Consider the following 14,025-nt stretch of genomic DNA (forward strand, 5'->3'; position numbering starts at 1 on the left):
GGGACGCAAAAGGCGCAACAGAGATTCTTGAGTGTCCATCCCCATGGTTGTAGCGTTGAATCGCTGGCCGTCAAGCCAACACGCAGAAATGGTGGGTCAGGCAGGACTTGAACCTGCAGGGGAGTGAACCAGCAGTTTTACAGACTGCCCCGGCTTCGTTACCGGACTACTGACCCGAACGCTAAACGCTGTCGGGTGGGCCAAAGACGATCCAACCCAACATGTAGAAAATCAGCGCGGGGTAGAACCAGAAATCAAACCCCTCCCAGTCAAACCGGCGCCAACGCTTCCTGCATCTTGCGCGCAGCTTGAGCCAGCGCCGGCGGCTCACCGGAAGGAACTCTGGACCACCACCCCGATGGTCACAAAGCCCACCACCGCCATGGCCACCACTTTGAGCAGAACCGGAACGGCCGGAGGGTAGGCGAGGACGGCCGTTGCGAAGGCCGCGATCAGCAGGAACAAGCCGGTCAGCAGTGGGACCGCGTTCTCGAAAGTGAAGTCTTTGATGGCATTGAACAACGTGGACATGGCGGCTCTCCTTGGTATTTTTATGAGTAGGTCTACCTACTCGTTACATAACCAGTAAAACACCATAAAACTGGACGTCAAGACGCAAAAATGCCCGATTCTGCGAAGAACCGGGCAGATTTGAACATCGGTAAAGATTACTGTCGGAAGACGTTCGGCTGGGCCTGCTTCTGGTGCTTCTCCCAATCGTAATTGGCAGCGTAGTCCTTCATGAAAGCCGCCTGCTTCAACGAACTGCGGGCGTAATCGGCGTATCCCAGGCGACCGGGCCCGTTCTCCATCCGCTGCTCACGGGTCAACATGGGAGGGCTCTCCTCCCGCTGGCCCCCGCGTTGCTGCCGCCACTGCGCAACGGTCGCATGAACCACCTGCTCGTGCTTGTCGTCCGGCTTTGCATCACGAACGGCTTTGTCGGCCTCCTGGATCTTTGCCTGGAGCGCGGCGATCTGATCGGGCGAGGCCTTCTCTGCCCAATCCAGAACGCGCTGTCGGCGTTGCTCGATGGCGTCTTGGTCTTGGGCCACGGCCTGCTCGAAGTCCGCCCGTGCCGCGCTGTCCTTCTGGGGCGGTGGGCGATCGCCCAGAAGCCGCTCGTTGCGCTGCGCCTGGAGTGCTCGCAGCTCGGTCATTTCTTCGATGGGTTGGGAAGGGGTGTCGCTCATGTTTGTTTCCTCCGCTGGGGTGAATGGGTTCATCGTTGATCAATCCGTGGGTTTGGCAAGGGGGGGGAGCCCCCTTGCCTATCCGCATCAATCCGCATCGGGCAGCAGCTCCGCCAAGTCGATTCGCTTGATGCCGGCACGGTTCAGCGCCACGATGGCGTGACCACGGGGCTCAAGAAGGGCGGAGTATTCTTCCTGCAGGAAGAGCGGCTGCACCTCGCGCTTGCCCCCGGTGGGCATGTCAATGTCGCGCGCGATCTCGTCTTGGCCCAGCGTGTCCTCCGACCCAATCCGCCAGCGGCGGCCCGTCACGGCGTCGATGCGCGAGGCCGTCAACCGCCCGGCCCCTTCCATTCGCATCTTGTCGTAGGCGGACGCGTAGGCATGATCCGGGTCGTTGAGCACGGAGTGGCGCCAATTGTTCATGCCGCCTTGGTAGTCGATGCCCCGGGTGCGCTGTTTGAACGTGGTCAACGTTGCCTGTCCGAACCGCTTTTCCAGGTATTCGTGGGTGTTGTGCGAGCACTTCAGCGCGATCACCGACTGCATCGTATTGGCCATGAGATCCGCCTCGTTGACCGACCCAAAGGCGTTGACCAAGCTCTCAAAGCCTTGCGTTGCAAGCACGGGCATCAACCCCAGCGAGCGTGAGATGGAGAACAGGTTGATGTCATCGGTCGTCAGCAGCAGGTGGGCCTCGTCCAGCATCAGCATCACCTCTGTTTGGCCGGGCAATGTTTCGCGCCATTTGTCACCGTATGCACCGCGCGCTTTGATTCCGTTCATGACCCGCTGCTTGAGCAGGCGCATCATCATTTCACCCGCCTCACCGAACTGCGTCGGCGGCAGGAAGAGGCCTACCATGGCACCGTAGAGCGCATCGGACACGTCCACCTCGCCCTCCTCGATAGAATGCCAAGGCATGTCCGTTCTGCTGTCACGCAGTTTTTCGCCTCGCAAGAGCTTCTCCAGCAGCCCTCGCGAGTTGAGCGTGAACGACTGCCTCTGATCCGGATGCATATCGGGAATCTCCTTCAGCGCCCAATTCAGCGAACTCTGCAGCTGGGACATGGGACGAAAGAGGTCTGGGTGGATGGTCTCGGGGGCGTTGTGCTGACGAAGGCGGTGCTGTTGCAGGTAGGCCGCGTAGGCCAGCCGCCCTTCTTCGTCATGGCTCGTGTCCGCCTCTTCCAGGCCCAAGTATTTCACCACCTCCATCAGCTTTGCATTGGCACGAGGCGCGGGGCTGGCGGGAATTACGCGTTCCACAATGGACAACAACTTGGCGTGGTGGAATGGCGTGTATTGCCATTGCCTGTCGTCGCTCACAGGGATTCGATGGATGGCGATCTGCTCGGCGACCCGCTCGAGCAAAGCCTCAGTCTCGGCCACGTCCTCGTCCAGCTTGCGCTGTTTGACCAGCTCAAGCTCCGCGTCCAACTGTGCACGCTCCAGCCCTTCCAGCTTGGCCGAACACCAAGACCTGTAAGCCATCTCGTGATCCACGAGCGCACGAAGAATGATGCCGGTGTGGTAAAGGAACGCATCGCCACCATCCGTCCAAAGCTTGGATTTCTCGTCCACGCGCCCACCCGATGCGCCGCGCAATGCCCGGACGATTTGATCTGGCGCCAACCCTTCGTAGGGCCCCACGCGCATTCCTGGCTTGACGACGATGTCGAACAACCCTTCCAGATCCGCGATGATTGCTCCGTCTTTACCGTCGGCGATGAGAGCACCGCCGGCCAGCTTCTGCCGCGTCAAACGCTCCCTTACATCGCCTTGTTCCGACGCCACACACGCCATTGCCAAGGCGGCTTTACGGAACCGACGAGCGATGGGTCGCAACGCGGCATAGGATTTGCCCGAACCGATGGCCCCGAACACGAGCAGGCCCTGCTGGCAATCGCGCCATGAGAACATCATCACGGTGCCCAAGTCGGGCGAGTAGCCATAACCTTTGTCGGACAGGTGCCCCGTGGCGCGCCCGATGGTGATCAGCGGGGTCTTGTCCCGCAGGGCCGCCTCGGCTTGCTGTTCACGTGCCTTGACGTGTGAGTTGATCAACGCCCCTTGGGTAGCCAGGTTGTTGTCGTTGTTCTGCAGGTAGAGCCGGGCGGCGTTTTGGACAAAGTTGCCTTCGGCGTACTGCATCGCATACATGCAGGCCAACACGTAAGGTGCCGCCTCGCCCAAGCCAAACGGCAGGACCTTGGCGACAACCAAGGCGGCAAAGATGAGGCCCACCCACTTCATCGCTTGAATGAAGCGCGCGGCTGTCCCGCCAATGACGCCCCGGTGCGGGTGCGAGGCCGCCGCCACAAAGCAAACCACAAACAGGACGCCGACCAAGCCAAAGGCCCACCACAGGTAGGTCTTGGCCATCTGGGCATACACAGCCATGCCACCGGCTTGCATTGCCACCTCGGTGCCGCCCTTGCTGTCGCCGACCATGAACTGAAGCGCCATCGGGACCCATTGCAGCAGCACCAGGGCTTTCAGCGACTCCTTCATGCCCTCGCCTTGCTTGAGGGCAATGAAGTAAGGAATGGTCAGCAACAGAGCTGCCCAGCCTGCCCAGCCGATGAGGCTCACCAGGAAGGTTGCCAGAACGCCGATCACGGGGAAGGCGAGATACATCAAGGGAGTGGCCAGGCTGTCGCCGCCCTGCCCCATGTCGTTGCCCTGCAGGAAGCCCTCAGCACGCCGTCCAAGCTTCGTCGTGATGATCCGCGATTGGGTGTCACGCAAATCTTCCGGAACCTTCGGCCACCACTCCTGGAATTCGTCCTCGCTGCGTCCATCGGGCACCTTGAACACTTGGGCGTTCTCGTCCCAGACGGCGCCGCACTCCAGCGCGAAATCCCGGTCAGCCTCTGGCACATCGAGCTCTCGACTACGGACGCGATCAGTCACGTCAAAGCGCCCCACCAGGTTTTCATACTCCTCGGCGGATTTGACGATGATTTCTTCCTTCACGTTCGAAGGCTCGCCGCTCTTCCGCCGGAACTTGCGCCCCAGGCCGCTCGTCCAGTCAAGCACGTTGAACAAACTGATTGCTGCCATCTCTGTCTCCCTCCCCTGTCAGATCAACGAAGCCAATGCGCCAAGACGGCAAGCACCAAGCAAAGCGGCGCGCACGCCAGAAAGCCCGCTTTGGCCACCCAGCGCTCTGCGACCTGCTCAACCTTGCTCGCGTAGAGCCGATCCTTGGTCCATGCCTCATACGCGGCGTCGTCTCTGACCGGAGGCCTGCGATCGGCGCGCAAGTAGTAGAAAGTGCGGCGAACGCCTTCGCCCAGGTGGCCCATGCCAAACGATTCAGGGCTGCCGAGGAACAAGCGCCCGTGCAGGTTCAGCCACTTTGAGCCGAAGTGAAGTTTTCCGGGTTCCCGGTATTGCGTGAACAGCCACTTGAACATGTCTCCCCCCTATTCGTGAGTAGGTCACTTCTTTCTAGATCGAATCCGCGGATGCGCAAGGGGGATTAGTCGATCCCCGACTTCTTCGCCCAGGCGTCCAGGTCTGCATTGGCTTTTTGCTGCCAGTCGTTCCGCGGTTCGGCGGCTGGTCCGGTGGCCTTCCTCGGCAACGGGGCGATCGCACGTTTCGGCGAAGGCTTGGGCTGGGACGCAATCGTCGCTGACGCTGTCACATCGGGAGCGGCGACCGGCTCTGGCTTCTCGATCGCAGGTTCTGGCTCGGCCTGCTCTGTAAGCACTGCTGGAGCAGGCGCGACCACGGGGGCTTCCACCACCTCGGGCAACTGCTCGGGAGCGGCTGGAGTGGCAACCGGCGCCACGGGAGCGGGCGCGCTTGGCGGCGCCTTGTCGTTCTTCCCCAGGAGGGAATAGATCGCCCCAGCGACCAATGCCACCGCCACCAAGCTGGCCAAGACCCAGGGCCAACGAGAGCGGGGGCTGGGTTGGATTGGAGTTACTGGCTGCTCTGGTGACGCGGCCTCCGGGGGCCGGCTGGACCCTTCAGGCGCTGCGGAAACGGACAGGACTTCCACTGCGTCCTGCTGAGACAGGTCGGCCAAGGGTGCCGCACCTTCACCGGCAAGTGCCGCTGGCACATGAATGGTCGAATTCGCGCCCAGCGCTTCTTTTGCGGCCCCACGAAGTCCATCCATTCCATCGGATACCACCCCGCCGGAAGGGAGCAGGACATTGCTGGTCATGCCAGCCCCTGTCTCACCAAACAGAAACTGCTCACTGCCGAGCTGTGATTTCGTTAACGAGGTAACAGCTCCAGGGTCTAGCACGAAATTGTTCGCACCGTCCAATCCCTCTGCAACCTGTGCGCCGGGCTCTCCAAATTCAACGGTAGACATTCCCTTATCACCCGCTCCTACGAGAACCGGCGCAGCTGCATCGGACGTCAGTTGCCTGACCAACATTTCCTGCTCCACGGTGAGCGGAGCGTCTTGAGGCTTCTCTTCGACAGCACGATGTTCCTGGGCTTCCCGGGCGCGCTTCGCGTCCAGCTGTGCCTTGGCCTCCTTCGCCTTCTCTGCAGCGGCAGCAACGCCTTTCTGGGTCAACTCGGCAGTGCGCTTGCTGATCACTCCAGCCCAGTGACTGGCAGCTTTCAGGTTCTCTTTCATGCCGTCGGAGATCAGCCGCTCTTCTTGGGTGGACGATGCGGCCGGGGTTTCCTTGGCACGCTCAAGCAGCTCCTTGCGCTTGCGCTGCAGCATTATTTGGTTCTTTTCTTCTGGGGTCATGTGGGCTCCTGGGAAGGGGGGGAAGGAAGCCTGGGCATCGCAAGACACCCGGGCAATTGGCGTCAGCGGACGTCAGGCACCGGGGTCACGATGATCACGGGCTCACCGCTGCCGCAGCGGTCGTCCACCGTGACCTTGGACAGCGCGCCACGCTTGACCAGCTCCACGATGGGCACTTGGCAGGCGGCCTTGTCGGATCCTTGGAACACGACCGTCAAACCGTTGCTGGACTTGTTCAAAAGACCCGCGAACTTGTCGAGGAACGCCCGTGTGTCGCTGTCCAACCGCTTCATGTCGGTGGGGTTGTAGTTCAAACGTAACGAATCCAGGACGGCTTCCTGCTTGCCCTCCACGGTTTCGGTCTTGGTGACCACTTCGGCCTTTATGCCAGCCGCACGGGCAGCGTCGGCGGCCTGCTCGGCGTGTTCCCGCTGCTGCTTCACGTAGGACGCGGAAGCACCCACTGCAGCACCCGCGGCGCAAGCGCCCAAGGCCTTGTCTTTCTTGCCTGTGAGCAAGGCGATGGCTCCGCCGGCCACGCAACCGATGCCTCCGGCCTTGAACAGGCGCTTCTTATCGGCCTTGGGCTTGCCATCCTCCGCCGCAGCATGCACCGCATCAGGGGTGGCCTGGGCGAAAACCTGAAGCGGCATGCAAGCCACCAGGCAGAGAGTGAGAGGAAGGGAAAAACGTTTCATGGGATGGATCTCCTGCTGTGGGGGAAAGTTAGGTGCGTGGAGCAGTCATGGGTCCTGCTGCGGGCACCTTTGCCGCACCAGAACCTTTGGGAGAGGGTTGCGAGAGGGCCGCAGTCACCACCTTGCGAAGTGCTTCTTCGTAGCGCTGGATGGCGCTGTCCTGCGCCGCCTTCGTTTCGTCTCGCAGCCGCCGCAGGTCTTCTTGGAGCGAACTCCGGAACAACGCGTTCTCTTCCCGCAACTTGTCGATGAGCTGTTCCAAGTGAGCGTTGGAGTTCTCCAGCACACTCGCCACAGACATGGAGGTGTTGTGTCGCTCCAGCGCCTCTCGCACGTAGGCGCTGAACCCACTGCCCGATTCACGGGCAAGCCGCTGAGCAAGCTTCAGTTGCCCACGGTCGAGGTTTACGTTTTGACGAACGAACGCCATCGGTCGAGTAACTCCGCATCGGGATTACTCCACCGATACCGCGAATCTCGGAGTTGGCAAGACCCCACCGCAGGAGCCTGAAAAACAAGGGCCAAATGAGCTAACAACCACTGACGCTGTCTCCATTCGCTGGTGACACGGTCAGGCCTTGATTGCATTGAGGTTTCGGCAGATGTGAGGCCGATTTTTGGGCGAAAAACGCACTCCCACTTCAGTGCGTCATGTGTATGACGACTCTAGGGAACCGTCAGGGCTCTTGCTTCTCTGCCACTGCCGACATTGCTTCCACCCACGTTGGGCTCTTGCAGTTGCTTTTCTGCGGCCCCTTGCGTGTTGCCCCAGGTGCGCTATTGGTGGTCTACGCCCCCTCGCCCCACAGGACCACCGCCAACGCCATGCCCACGCAACGCTCCCGCTCTTCCAGCCCTCACGCCCACCGATGCCCCACCCCGGGAATCCGTGCAGAGTTTTTCAGCCCACCGTTTCCCATTGCCCCGGATCCCCAGGACAGGTTGCCCTCGCCCATCCGCAGCACCGCCCCAAGAGACCCAAATCACATTGGTTTTAGTCAAACGTGTGCAGTGCCCTTGGATACACCGACACCGTGTTTTCCGAACCACAAGTGGGGAGCCAAAGAACCCTTGGAAGGAAATCGCAGATCCCTCGTCCCATTTCGTTTTAGTCAAACAAGGGTGCGCGCCATGGCCTTCATTCACCGCCATTGGCCCATCAATGATCCACCTGCTTTCGTTTCAGGAGCGCTCCCATGACCACCGCTGACGTGGACGCGTTTGCCCACCGCGTGCGGGCCTTCCATGCCGCCCGTGGGCCTGCCACCCCACGTTGGGCGCTGGACGTGGCCCGCCGCTCCGAGAACCCTGCGTGCGCTTTCTGCACCGCCCCTTTGAACGTGGATCATCGCCATTCGTGGGGGCTTTCACCGCTCGTTCCGTTGAACCAGGGCGGCCCGGCGGACACCGAAAATCAGCTCATGGCCTGCAAACGCTGCATCGCTGAACGCGGAAGCCGAGACCTGTTGGCCTGGCCCGAGTTGAGCCAGCGGCTGCCACCAGACGCCCTTGACGCCCTGCTGGCCGACAGGCTGTTTGTCCTGCAGCGCTCCGACAACCACCTGGTCGAGGTGGGGCGCTTTGCCAAGCCAGCCACCGTCCTTGCCCAGCTCCAAGAGCGCTGGATGCACCCCCGGTTCGTCGTTCACGTCGAGCGGCATTCGGACAGCTGGATGTTGGGGTGGCCGCTGGCCCAGCGTGCCCATCTGACGCGAAACGACTTGGCCGCGCTCTTGCGCAACGTGCACCAGGGCGAATGGCTGGAACACCCCGAGGTGGTGGCCTTCCGGCTGAGAGAGGATGTTTTTCAATCGGCGGTGTGGCACCTGATCGCCCTTCACGCGTTGGTCGTCCCCCTGCCTCTGGGGACTGACACTCCTTCCGACCGCTCCTTTGAGAACCGGTGGATGGCCCGGTATCCAAGCCTGCGCCAGATCCGCCTGCGGCGGCAGGGCACGCACGAAACACCTTGGCCCAGCCAGGGCAAAGACCATGTCCCGGCTTATAGCGACAAGCCCAACGCCGTTCGCATGCGAACCCAACGTCAAGCCACACGTGAGGGGGAAACGAAAGCCCGGTGGTTGGAAGCAAGGCGGCGTTTGGCGAAGCGAGACGCGGGCGTGGCCAAGGGGACGTTGAGGACATGGCTGCCTGGAGAGCGGGCAGCCATGCAGGCCGATGTGGACGATCTTGCCCAACAATGGCTTTCAGCGCGCCGTCTATTTACTCGGACGCTGAAAGAAAGCCCAGCAGCGCTAATCCGCTCTTGTTCCTTTAATGGACTGATAGATCAGTGACTTCAACTCGTCCAGATCGAGCGCTTCGCTCTTTCCTTGAACTTCGAAAATGTGTTCGAAGGACAAAGGTGGGTTGAGTTCCTGGGCGAGTATCCGGACCTTAAGAAGATGGGGACCAGGAAGTTCCGGGAGCACGGCCAAGGCCTCGTCCCCAAATGCTGACTCGCCCGGCAACAGGCTGCCCAATCGGACACGGCATATGTGATGGCCTTCCTTGGTGTCCACTTCCATCTGAGGTGCGCGGCTCCCGTGTCGAGCTACCGGAACCATGTGTCGCATTTGATGGGTCATGATGTTCCACCTCGGCGTGGGCATCTCTGGCAACTCGTCCACCAGATTTAGATCCACAGCCATATCACTCGGCCCAAGTGCCCATACCTCCAGCTTTGCGCCATTCAAGGCGAACTCTGATCGATTGGTTACCTTCACTCGAACAGTGACGAGGCGGCTTCTCAGGAACAGGTGTTCCGCGGCTTCCCTCCAAAAATGCCGATTGTCTTCGTGCGTCTTGATGTAAAGAGGCGTCCTGTCGAAGGGGTCATATGACCGCTCTTCCGTGCTGAAGTCAGGATAGGGAGTCGATGGGCTGTAGAATGCCAGTTGGAAGTTCTGATCCAACGGAAGGTTGCCGTCTCCCATTAGCTCGAGGTCAATCTTGGCTGGCGGCCGGATGGCATTGCCGGCCCCCATCATGGCCACTTCACGCGGGGAAGCTACCGCAGTCGAGCTTCCACGCCGGATATAGACCGTGTCCTTGGGCAACTTGCCGTAAGACTTCTTGAGATAGAACGGACGCGATTGCTTGGGGATCGCAATGACTGCCACATGCTTCCCGTCGAAGATTCGCTCTTCATAGCGGAAATCCAGCTTGCTCTCCAGCTTCTCGTTAACGAACTGCTGGATTCTTGAATCGTCGATTGCGCCCTCTGCCAGGACACCCACCACTTCAGCTGGGTGCGGCGAACTTTCTTTAAAGCCGATCAGGATATAGGCCGTGCCGTCCCGATGGGCATTGGCCATGGCCAGAATGTCCTTCAGCAGCTCTGACTTAGCGTCATCCGTGGCGGACGCGAACGGGTAGCGTTCAGCCTTGTAGTCCAGATCCGAGCCTTCACCCTTGTATCGAAGCTGATCCAACTGGTCATCCGTGAGCATGGCGGGACACTCCCTGTCAGTAGATCTTTCCGTTCTTGCTCATCCCCAAGTTCCGCACCGCCACCCGGGCGGCCTTGCGGTCCTCCGCGTGCTCGTCCACCGGCGAGCTCACGATCAGCAGCGTCTTGTCCTGGATGAGCGACGCGGCCGCGTAGTCTGCCAGCGCCACCATGGCGGTGGTCAACGCGACTTCACTGCCGGCGTCCTCCGAATCGTCAAAGCCGAACAGCTTGGCGATGTTCTCGCGGAGCTTTGGCGGGATAGTCACCATGGCCCGGTGGTGGCGCAGCCCGTCCTCCTTACGGCGGTAGTCGTGCAGGGTGACCGATCGGGGCATGACCATGTGAACCCGCTTGCCTCCCACGCTTCCCGCCTTCTGGCTGTCGTCGTAGTCAAAATAGGATTTGCGCTCCGGGTAGTCGCCCGGCCCCAGCAACAGGTGCTCGGGGATGCGGGCGATCGGAAGGCTTGCCGCTTTGCTGGCCCTGCGGGGCTTGGCATGGGTCACGTCCTTGACGTCATCCAAGGTGCGCTTGACGGCCTTCTTCTTGGCAGCCTTCTTGGCAGGAGCTTTGCGAGTGGCCATGGGTAGGTCTGGGAGGGAAACCAAAGGAAGCTCCATCATGCCGCAGCCCTCCGGCCTGCACCAGCGGCCAAGGTATCGCGCACCCGGACAGCCAGGGCGTGGATCTCCTCCTGGGCCACCCGGGCCCAGCGGCCGTTGGTGTCGAACACGGTCTTTCCCTCCTCGTAGCAGTCCGCAAACAACGCTCGGTCCCGCACCAGGACGGCGCCCGACATCTTGGGGTGCTCTAGGCGGCGGCGATGGGCTGCCCGCTTCTCGTTGGCCCGGTTGGCGATGGGCAGGTAACGCTTTCCCTTCTTTTCAAGAACATCCACGGTTCGCAGGAAGATGAGGAAGCTGGCCCCGTCGAGCAACGTTGGCACCAGGTAGAGGTCCGCCTCGGGAATCACCTCGTTGTCGGGCAGACGCGGCGGAGTGTCGGTGATCTCCACGTCGAAGCCCGGGGAGCGCGAGCGCCCGACACTGAACGGTGTTTCGTCCGACAGTGAGGCAAACGCGCAGGCCCCGCCTTGGGGGTCCCGGTCATTGACCAGCACACGCAGGCTGGGGTCACGGGCATAGCACCCGGCTAGATTCAGGGCCAGCGTCGTGCGGCCGACGCCACCCTTGAGTGAGAAGTTGCACAGTCGCATAGGGCATCCTTTCGTGAGTAGATAGGGGTTCCCCCGAATCTACCCCGACGCCGCCATGGCGCAAGTGCATGCTTTTGCAACCCTTTGGGGCCGTTCAGCCCTTGGATTCTTCTCTATTCTTCCAGAGAGGCGACTGGACGACGGCTGTCCCACCGAATCGTGTGGGCGGTGTTTGACGCAGAGCAATGCAGATCGAACGGCTGAGAGGCCATCCATGCTTTAACAGACGGCGGCGCAGCGCCATGCAGTGCTTCAATGATCGTCCAGCGTTGCTTTGCCGGGCCGAACTCCGCAAACACGTCCGCCCCGGCTTCGGCCAGCGTTCCGGCCATCTTGTCGTAGCACTGCCGCTTCGCCGGGTCATGCTGGTTCACGTGCCACGCCATGCAAGCGACGTGGAAAGCGGTTATTCCGTTGGGCCCCACCGGGTGGTCCAAGGACGGGAAAGCCGTCAGGCCCCTCCAAGCCTTCAGACGTGCCTCGTGGATGGCCGCAATGGTTCTTTTCAAAGCCTGTGGGTTGCGGTGTTCGATGGCCTCCAGAAGCCGTTGAGCGCGCCGATCGGTGGTCATTTCCATTTCAGCTCCTTGCGCAGTTGGCGCTCGAAGTGGCCTTGCTGGCGGGCCAGGCGGGCTTGCCGGCGAAGCTTGCCTTCGGGCAGGAACGCGGGAGCCGTGGGTGGGATGTGCGCGAAGGGAAGGCCAGCAATGGGGCGGGCCGAGCGGGTGGGGCTTTCAATCATGGCGGCGGTCTCTTGGGTTATTCAGAACGGTTTTCGTGAGTAGGTCACCCCACTCCCTTAACCCCATGCAACCAGACCACCAAGCAATGTCAAGACGGAAAATCCAACTTTTTTGACTAAAAACAGGGGCTTGCGGAATCCAAGGTGCATCGCATGCTGAATGCATGACGCACACGATCCGCCCCCGCTGTTCGCCCACCCTCACCCGCCTTTCCAAGGGCGTGCGCAGCTCGCTGGGCTTCACCCTCACCGAGGCCCTGCTGGCGCTGGGCGTTGTGACCGCCGCCACGGGCACGATGTTCCTGTTCTTCGGGCAGGTCGATGCAAAGGCCAAGCTGGCCAGCGAAACGCGCAACCTGCGCGAGCTGTCCCGACGCATCGAGAGCAGTTTTGGGATGGTGGGGACATTCCGCGGGGTGAGCACCACCGCCGTGGTGGTCGATGGCTTGGCCCCTGATTCCCAGCTCGGCGCCGGGGAAAGTGTCTTGACCAACGCGTGGGGCGGCGCGGTGAACGTCCAGCCTTACACGGTGGATCGCTTCGGGGATTCATTCTCCGTCAGCTACGCCGGCCTTCCTCGCCAAGCATGCGTGGACCTGGTCGCGGCCAACGCGAGCGGGGTGTGGGACGCGCAGGTGTCGGACGTGTCGGTGATTCGAAACACCGGCGGCCAGCTCGACGTGGGGTTGCTGGGTAGCACGTTTGCGGACAAATCGCGCGTGGTCTTCGTCTACCACAGCGGATTGTTGGGGGGCGAATGGACCGGATCGCTGCTGGTGTTGCCACCCGTCCCCCCCTCGATCCCCCCGCCCGTTTCTCCACCCGTGGGAACCCCAGTAGGGCCCGTGGGGCCGGTCGCGCCTTCCACGCCGGTGCCGCCCCCAACCGCCCCGCCACCAAGCGTTCCTCCCACGACGCCCCCACCGACCACTCCACCCGCTCCCCCGGTGACCGTGACGCCTCCGGCCCCGCCCACGTCACCGCCCACCACGCCACCACGCCACCACCGCCGACAAGCACCGTGCCGCCCTGTCAGGAGTGGAGCGAGAACCGAACGATCAGTTGCCCCTCGGGCCAGGTGGGCCAGGTGTTCGAGAACCGCCGTCACCACTGCGGAACCGACCCAAACGTTTACGAAGCATGGGCGGGATCCACGACGGCCGGCAGTTGGACCACGACCAGCAGCACCTGCGCACCGTGCCCTGCTCCCGAAACGCGCAACCTGGGATGCCCTGCCGGTCAGTTTGGCGCGATCGGCCAGCAGCGGACCTTCTCATGCACGGGCACCGGCTCGTGGAACGCCTGGACGCAAACCAATACCACCTGCACGGCTTGCCCAGCGCCTTTCCCACAAGCCGAAACCCAGTGGGTCACCACTCTGGCCGCTTGCCCGGCGGGCCAGAGTGGATCGCACACGTGGCAGGCCGAGCAGCGGCGGACGAGGACTGGGACATACAGCTGCCCGGCCACGACGTGGTCGCTGCCAAGCCCGACGTTCACCACTTGGACAAAATGGGCGGAGACGGGGGTTCGTCGCAACGAGGCCAGTACATGCACCCCCAACGCACCACCTCCGACGTTTCCCGAATACACCGGGCGATCTTGGCATTCGTGGGGAGACGGAGGGCACTACGGCTGGGCGATCTTCTGCAACGCTCCCCGGACCCTGGCCGAGCTTCAAGCCACCTCGTTGGCATACACTTGGCAATACGAAACGAACGACACCCCCACGTTTACGCCAGAGCCACCTGGCGTGACCCGCCCAACACCGGCTTTGGAAGCCTGTGTCTACGCGCTGCGTGCCAACTTAACTCCGATGCCAGGTTACGGCTTCGTCAACCACCCAGGCACCGCGGTTTGGCCGGCGGCTTGCTCGTGCAGCGTCGTGGGTCCAGGCGCACGGTTCTACTGGCAAGACCTGGGAGCGAGCGACTGGGTGGGCTTTGAGTTCAAGTGCCCCTGACGGCAAAGAAGGCGGGGGCATCCCTCACGT

General features: G+C 61.9%; 14 protein-coding genes and 1 tRNA gene. 2 read left to right on the forward strand and 13 right to left on the reverse strand.

Going from position 1 to position 14,025, the window contains the following annotated elements; all coding sequences use genetic code 11:
• Nucleotides 1-89 precede the first annotated feature (89 nt).
• The 8 genes from AC5P98_RS11985 to AC5P98_RS12020 all read right to left on the reverse strand — a co-directional run bounded on the left by AC5P98_RS11985 (nucleotide 90) and on the right by AC5P98_RS12020 (nucleotide 7,050).
• Nucleotides 90-176 (reverse strand) — tRNA-Tyr (locus AC5P98_RS11985).
• A gap of 151 nt (nucleotides 177-327) precedes the next feature.
• Nucleotides 328-531: a hypothetical protein gene (locus AC5P98_RS11990; RefSeq protein ID WP_049406668.1), complete on the reverse strand. Its 204-nt coding sequence runs from the start codon at nucleotides 529-531 to the stop codon at nucleotides 328-330.
• 137 nt (nucleotides 532-668) lie between these two features.
• Complete coding sequence (locus AC5P98_RS11995; RefSeq protein WP_088470584.1) at nucleotides 669-1,193, reverse strand: hypothetical protein; 525 nt, start codon at nucleotides 1,191-1,193, stop codon at nucleotides 669-671.
• 87 nt (nucleotides 1,194-1,280) lie between these two features.
• On the reverse strand, nucleotides 1,281-4,259 hold the full coding sequence (locus tag AC5P98_RS12000; RefSeq protein WP_154344371.1) for a TraM recognition domain-containing protein: 2,979 nt from the start codon (nucleotides 4,257-4,259) through the stop codon (nucleotides 1,281-1,283).
• Nucleotides 4,260-4,282: 23 nt separating this feature from the next.
• On the reverse strand, nucleotides 4,283-4,615 hold the full coding sequence (locus AC5P98_RS12005) for a hypothetical protein (protein ID WP_049406675.1): 333 nt from the start codon (nucleotides 4,613-4,615) through the stop codon (nucleotides 4,283-4,285).
• Between the two features lie 65 nt (nucleotides 4,616-4,680).
• Nucleotides 4,681-5,922 (reverse strand): hypothetical protein, encoded by a 1,242-nt coding sequence (locus AC5P98_RS12010; RefSeq protein ID WP_049406678.1) that lies wholly within the window; start codon nucleotides 5,920-5,922, stop codon nucleotides 4,681-4,683.
• A 62-nt stretch (nucleotides 5,923-5,984) separates the two neighbouring features.
• Nucleotides 5,985-6,620: a hypothetical protein gene (locus AC5P98_RS12015; protein WP_049406679.1), complete on the reverse strand. Its 636-nt coding sequence runs from the start codon at nucleotides 6,618-6,620 to the stop codon at nucleotides 5,985-5,987.
• 28 nt (nucleotides 6,621-6,648) lie between these two features.
• The gene (locus AC5P98_RS12020) at nucleotides 6,649-7,050 is read right to left on the reverse strand and encodes a hypothetical protein (RefSeq protein WP_049406680.1); all 402 of its coding nucleotides are present in this window, start codon (nucleotides 7,048-7,050) and stop codon (nucleotides 6,649-6,651) included.
• A gap of 766 nt (nucleotides 7,051-7,816) precedes the next feature.
• Here AC5P98_RS12020 and AC5P98_RS12025 point away from each other — a divergent pair.
• Nucleotides 7,817-8,917 carry an HNH endonuclease gene (locus tag AC5P98_RS12025; RefSeq protein WP_049406682.1) on the forward strand — a complete coding sequence of 367 codons (1,101 nt, stop codon included), beginning with the start codon at nucleotides 7,817-7,819 and terminating at the stop codon, nucleotides 8,915-8,917.
• Here AC5P98_RS12025 and AC5P98_RS12030 read toward each other — a convergent pair.
• The 5 genes from AC5P98_RS12030 to AC5P98_RS12050 form a co-directional block, all read right to left on the reverse strand.
• A complete protein-coding gene (locus tag AC5P98_RS12030; RefSeq protein ID WP_495230038.1) occupies nucleotides 8,876-10,072 on the reverse strand; it encodes an AlbA family DNA-binding domain-containing protein in 1,197 nt (398 codons plus the stop codon). The genes AC5P98_RS12025 and AC5P98_RS12030 overlap by 42 nt on opposite strands.
• A gap of 16 nt (nucleotides 10,073-10,088) precedes the next feature.
• Complete coding sequence (locus AC5P98_RS12035) at nucleotides 10,089-10,658, reverse strand: hypothetical protein (protein WP_229302645.1); 570 nt, start codon at nucleotides 10,656-10,658, stop codon at nucleotides 10,089-10,091.
• Between the two features lie 35 nt (nucleotides 10,659-10,693).
• Nucleotides 10,694-11,290 (reverse strand): AAA family ATPase, encoded by a 597-nt coding sequence (locus AC5P98_RS12040; protein WP_495230039.1) that lies wholly within the window; start codon nucleotides 11,288-11,290, stop codon nucleotides 10,694-10,696.
• 113 nt (nucleotides 11,291-11,403) lie between these two features.
• A complete protein-coding gene (locus AC5P98_RS12045) occupies nucleotides 11,404-11,868 on the reverse strand; it encodes a hypothetical protein (RefSeq protein ID WP_049406688.1) in 465 nt (154 codons plus the stop codon).
• Nucleotides 11,859-12,032 carry a hypothetical protein gene (locus AC5P98_RS12050; RefSeq protein ID WP_495230040.1) on the reverse strand — a complete coding sequence of 58 codons (174 nt, stop codon included), beginning with the start codon at nucleotides 12,030-12,032 and terminating at the stop codon, nucleotides 11,859-11,861. Before AC5P98_RS12050 ends, AC5P98_RS12045 begins: the two co-directional genes overlap by 10 nt.
• Before the next feature lie 395 nt (nucleotides 12,033-12,427).
• Between AC5P98_RS12050 and AC5P98_RS12055 the strand changes: the two genes are divergently transcribed.
• Nucleotides 12,428-13,789: a type 4 pilus major pilin gene (locus AC5P98_RS12055; protein WP_495230078.1), complete on the forward strand. Its 1,362-nt coding sequence runs from the start codon at nucleotides 12,428-12,430 to the stop codon at nucleotides 13,787-13,789.
• Nucleotides 13,790-14,025 lie beyond the last annotated feature (236 nt).

It is taken from the genome of Stenotrophomonas sp. YJH_SMC_135, from assembly GCF_059372355.1.

Bases quoted from the DNA above. Each gene is read 5' to 3' on its own strand.
- AC5P98_RS11990 (WP_049406668.1), bottom strand. From the start codon at position 531: ATGTCCACGTTGTTCAATGCCATCAAAGACTTCACTTTCGAGAACGCG.
- AC5P98_RS11995 (WP_088470584.1), bottom strand. From the start codon at position 1,193: ATGAGCGACACCCCTTCCCAACCCATCGAAGAAATGACCGAGCTGCGA.
- AC5P98_RS12000 (WP_154344371.1), bottom strand. From the start codon at position 4,259: ATGGCAGCAATCAGTTTGTTCAACGTGCTTGACTGGACGAGCGGCCTG.
- AC5P98_RS12005 (WP_049406675.1), bottom strand. From the start codon at position 4,615: ATGTTCAAGTGGCTGTTCACGCAATACCGGGAACCCGGAAAACTTCAC.
- AC5P98_RS12010 (WP_049406678.1), bottom strand. From the start codon at position 5,922: ATGACCCCAGAAGAAAAGAACCAAATAATGCTGCAGCGCAAGCGCAAG.
- AC5P98_RS12015 (WP_049406679.1), bottom strand. From the start codon at position 6,620: ATGAAACGTTTTTCCCTTCCTCTCACTCTCTGCCTGGTGGCTTGCATG.
- AC5P98_RS12020 (WP_049406680.1), bottom strand. From the start codon at position 7,050: ATGGCGTTCGTTCGTCAAAACGTAAACCTCGACCGTGGGCAACTGAAG.
- AC5P98_RS12025 (WP_049406682.1), top strand. From the start codon at position 7,817: ATGACCACCGCTGACGTGGACGCGTTTGCCCACCGCGTGCGGGCCTTC.
- AC5P98_RS12030 (WP_495230038.1), bottom strand. From the start codon at position 10,072: ATGCTCACGGATGACCAGTTGGATCAGCTTCGATACAAGGGTGAAGGC.
- AC5P98_RS12035 (WP_229302645.1), bottom strand. From the start codon at position 10,658: ATGGCCACTCGCAAAGCTCCTGCCAAGAAGGCTGCCAAGAAGAAGGCC.
- AC5P98_RS12040 (WP_495230039.1), bottom strand. From the start codon at position 11,290: ATGCGACTGTGCAACTTCTCACTCAAGGGTGGCGTCGGCCGCACGACG.
- AC5P98_RS12045 (WP_049406688.1), bottom strand. From the start codon at position 11,868: ATGGAAATGACCACCGATCGGCGCGCTCAACGGCTTCTGGAGGCCATC.
- AC5P98_RS12050 (WP_495230040.1), bottom strand. From the start codon at position 12,032: ATGATTGAAAGCCCCACCCGCTCGGCCCGCCCCATTGCTGGCCTTCCC.
- AC5P98_RS12055 (WP_495230078.1), top strand. From the start codon at position 12,428: ATGGTGGGGACATTCCGCGGGGTGAGCACCACCGCCGTGGTGGTCGAT.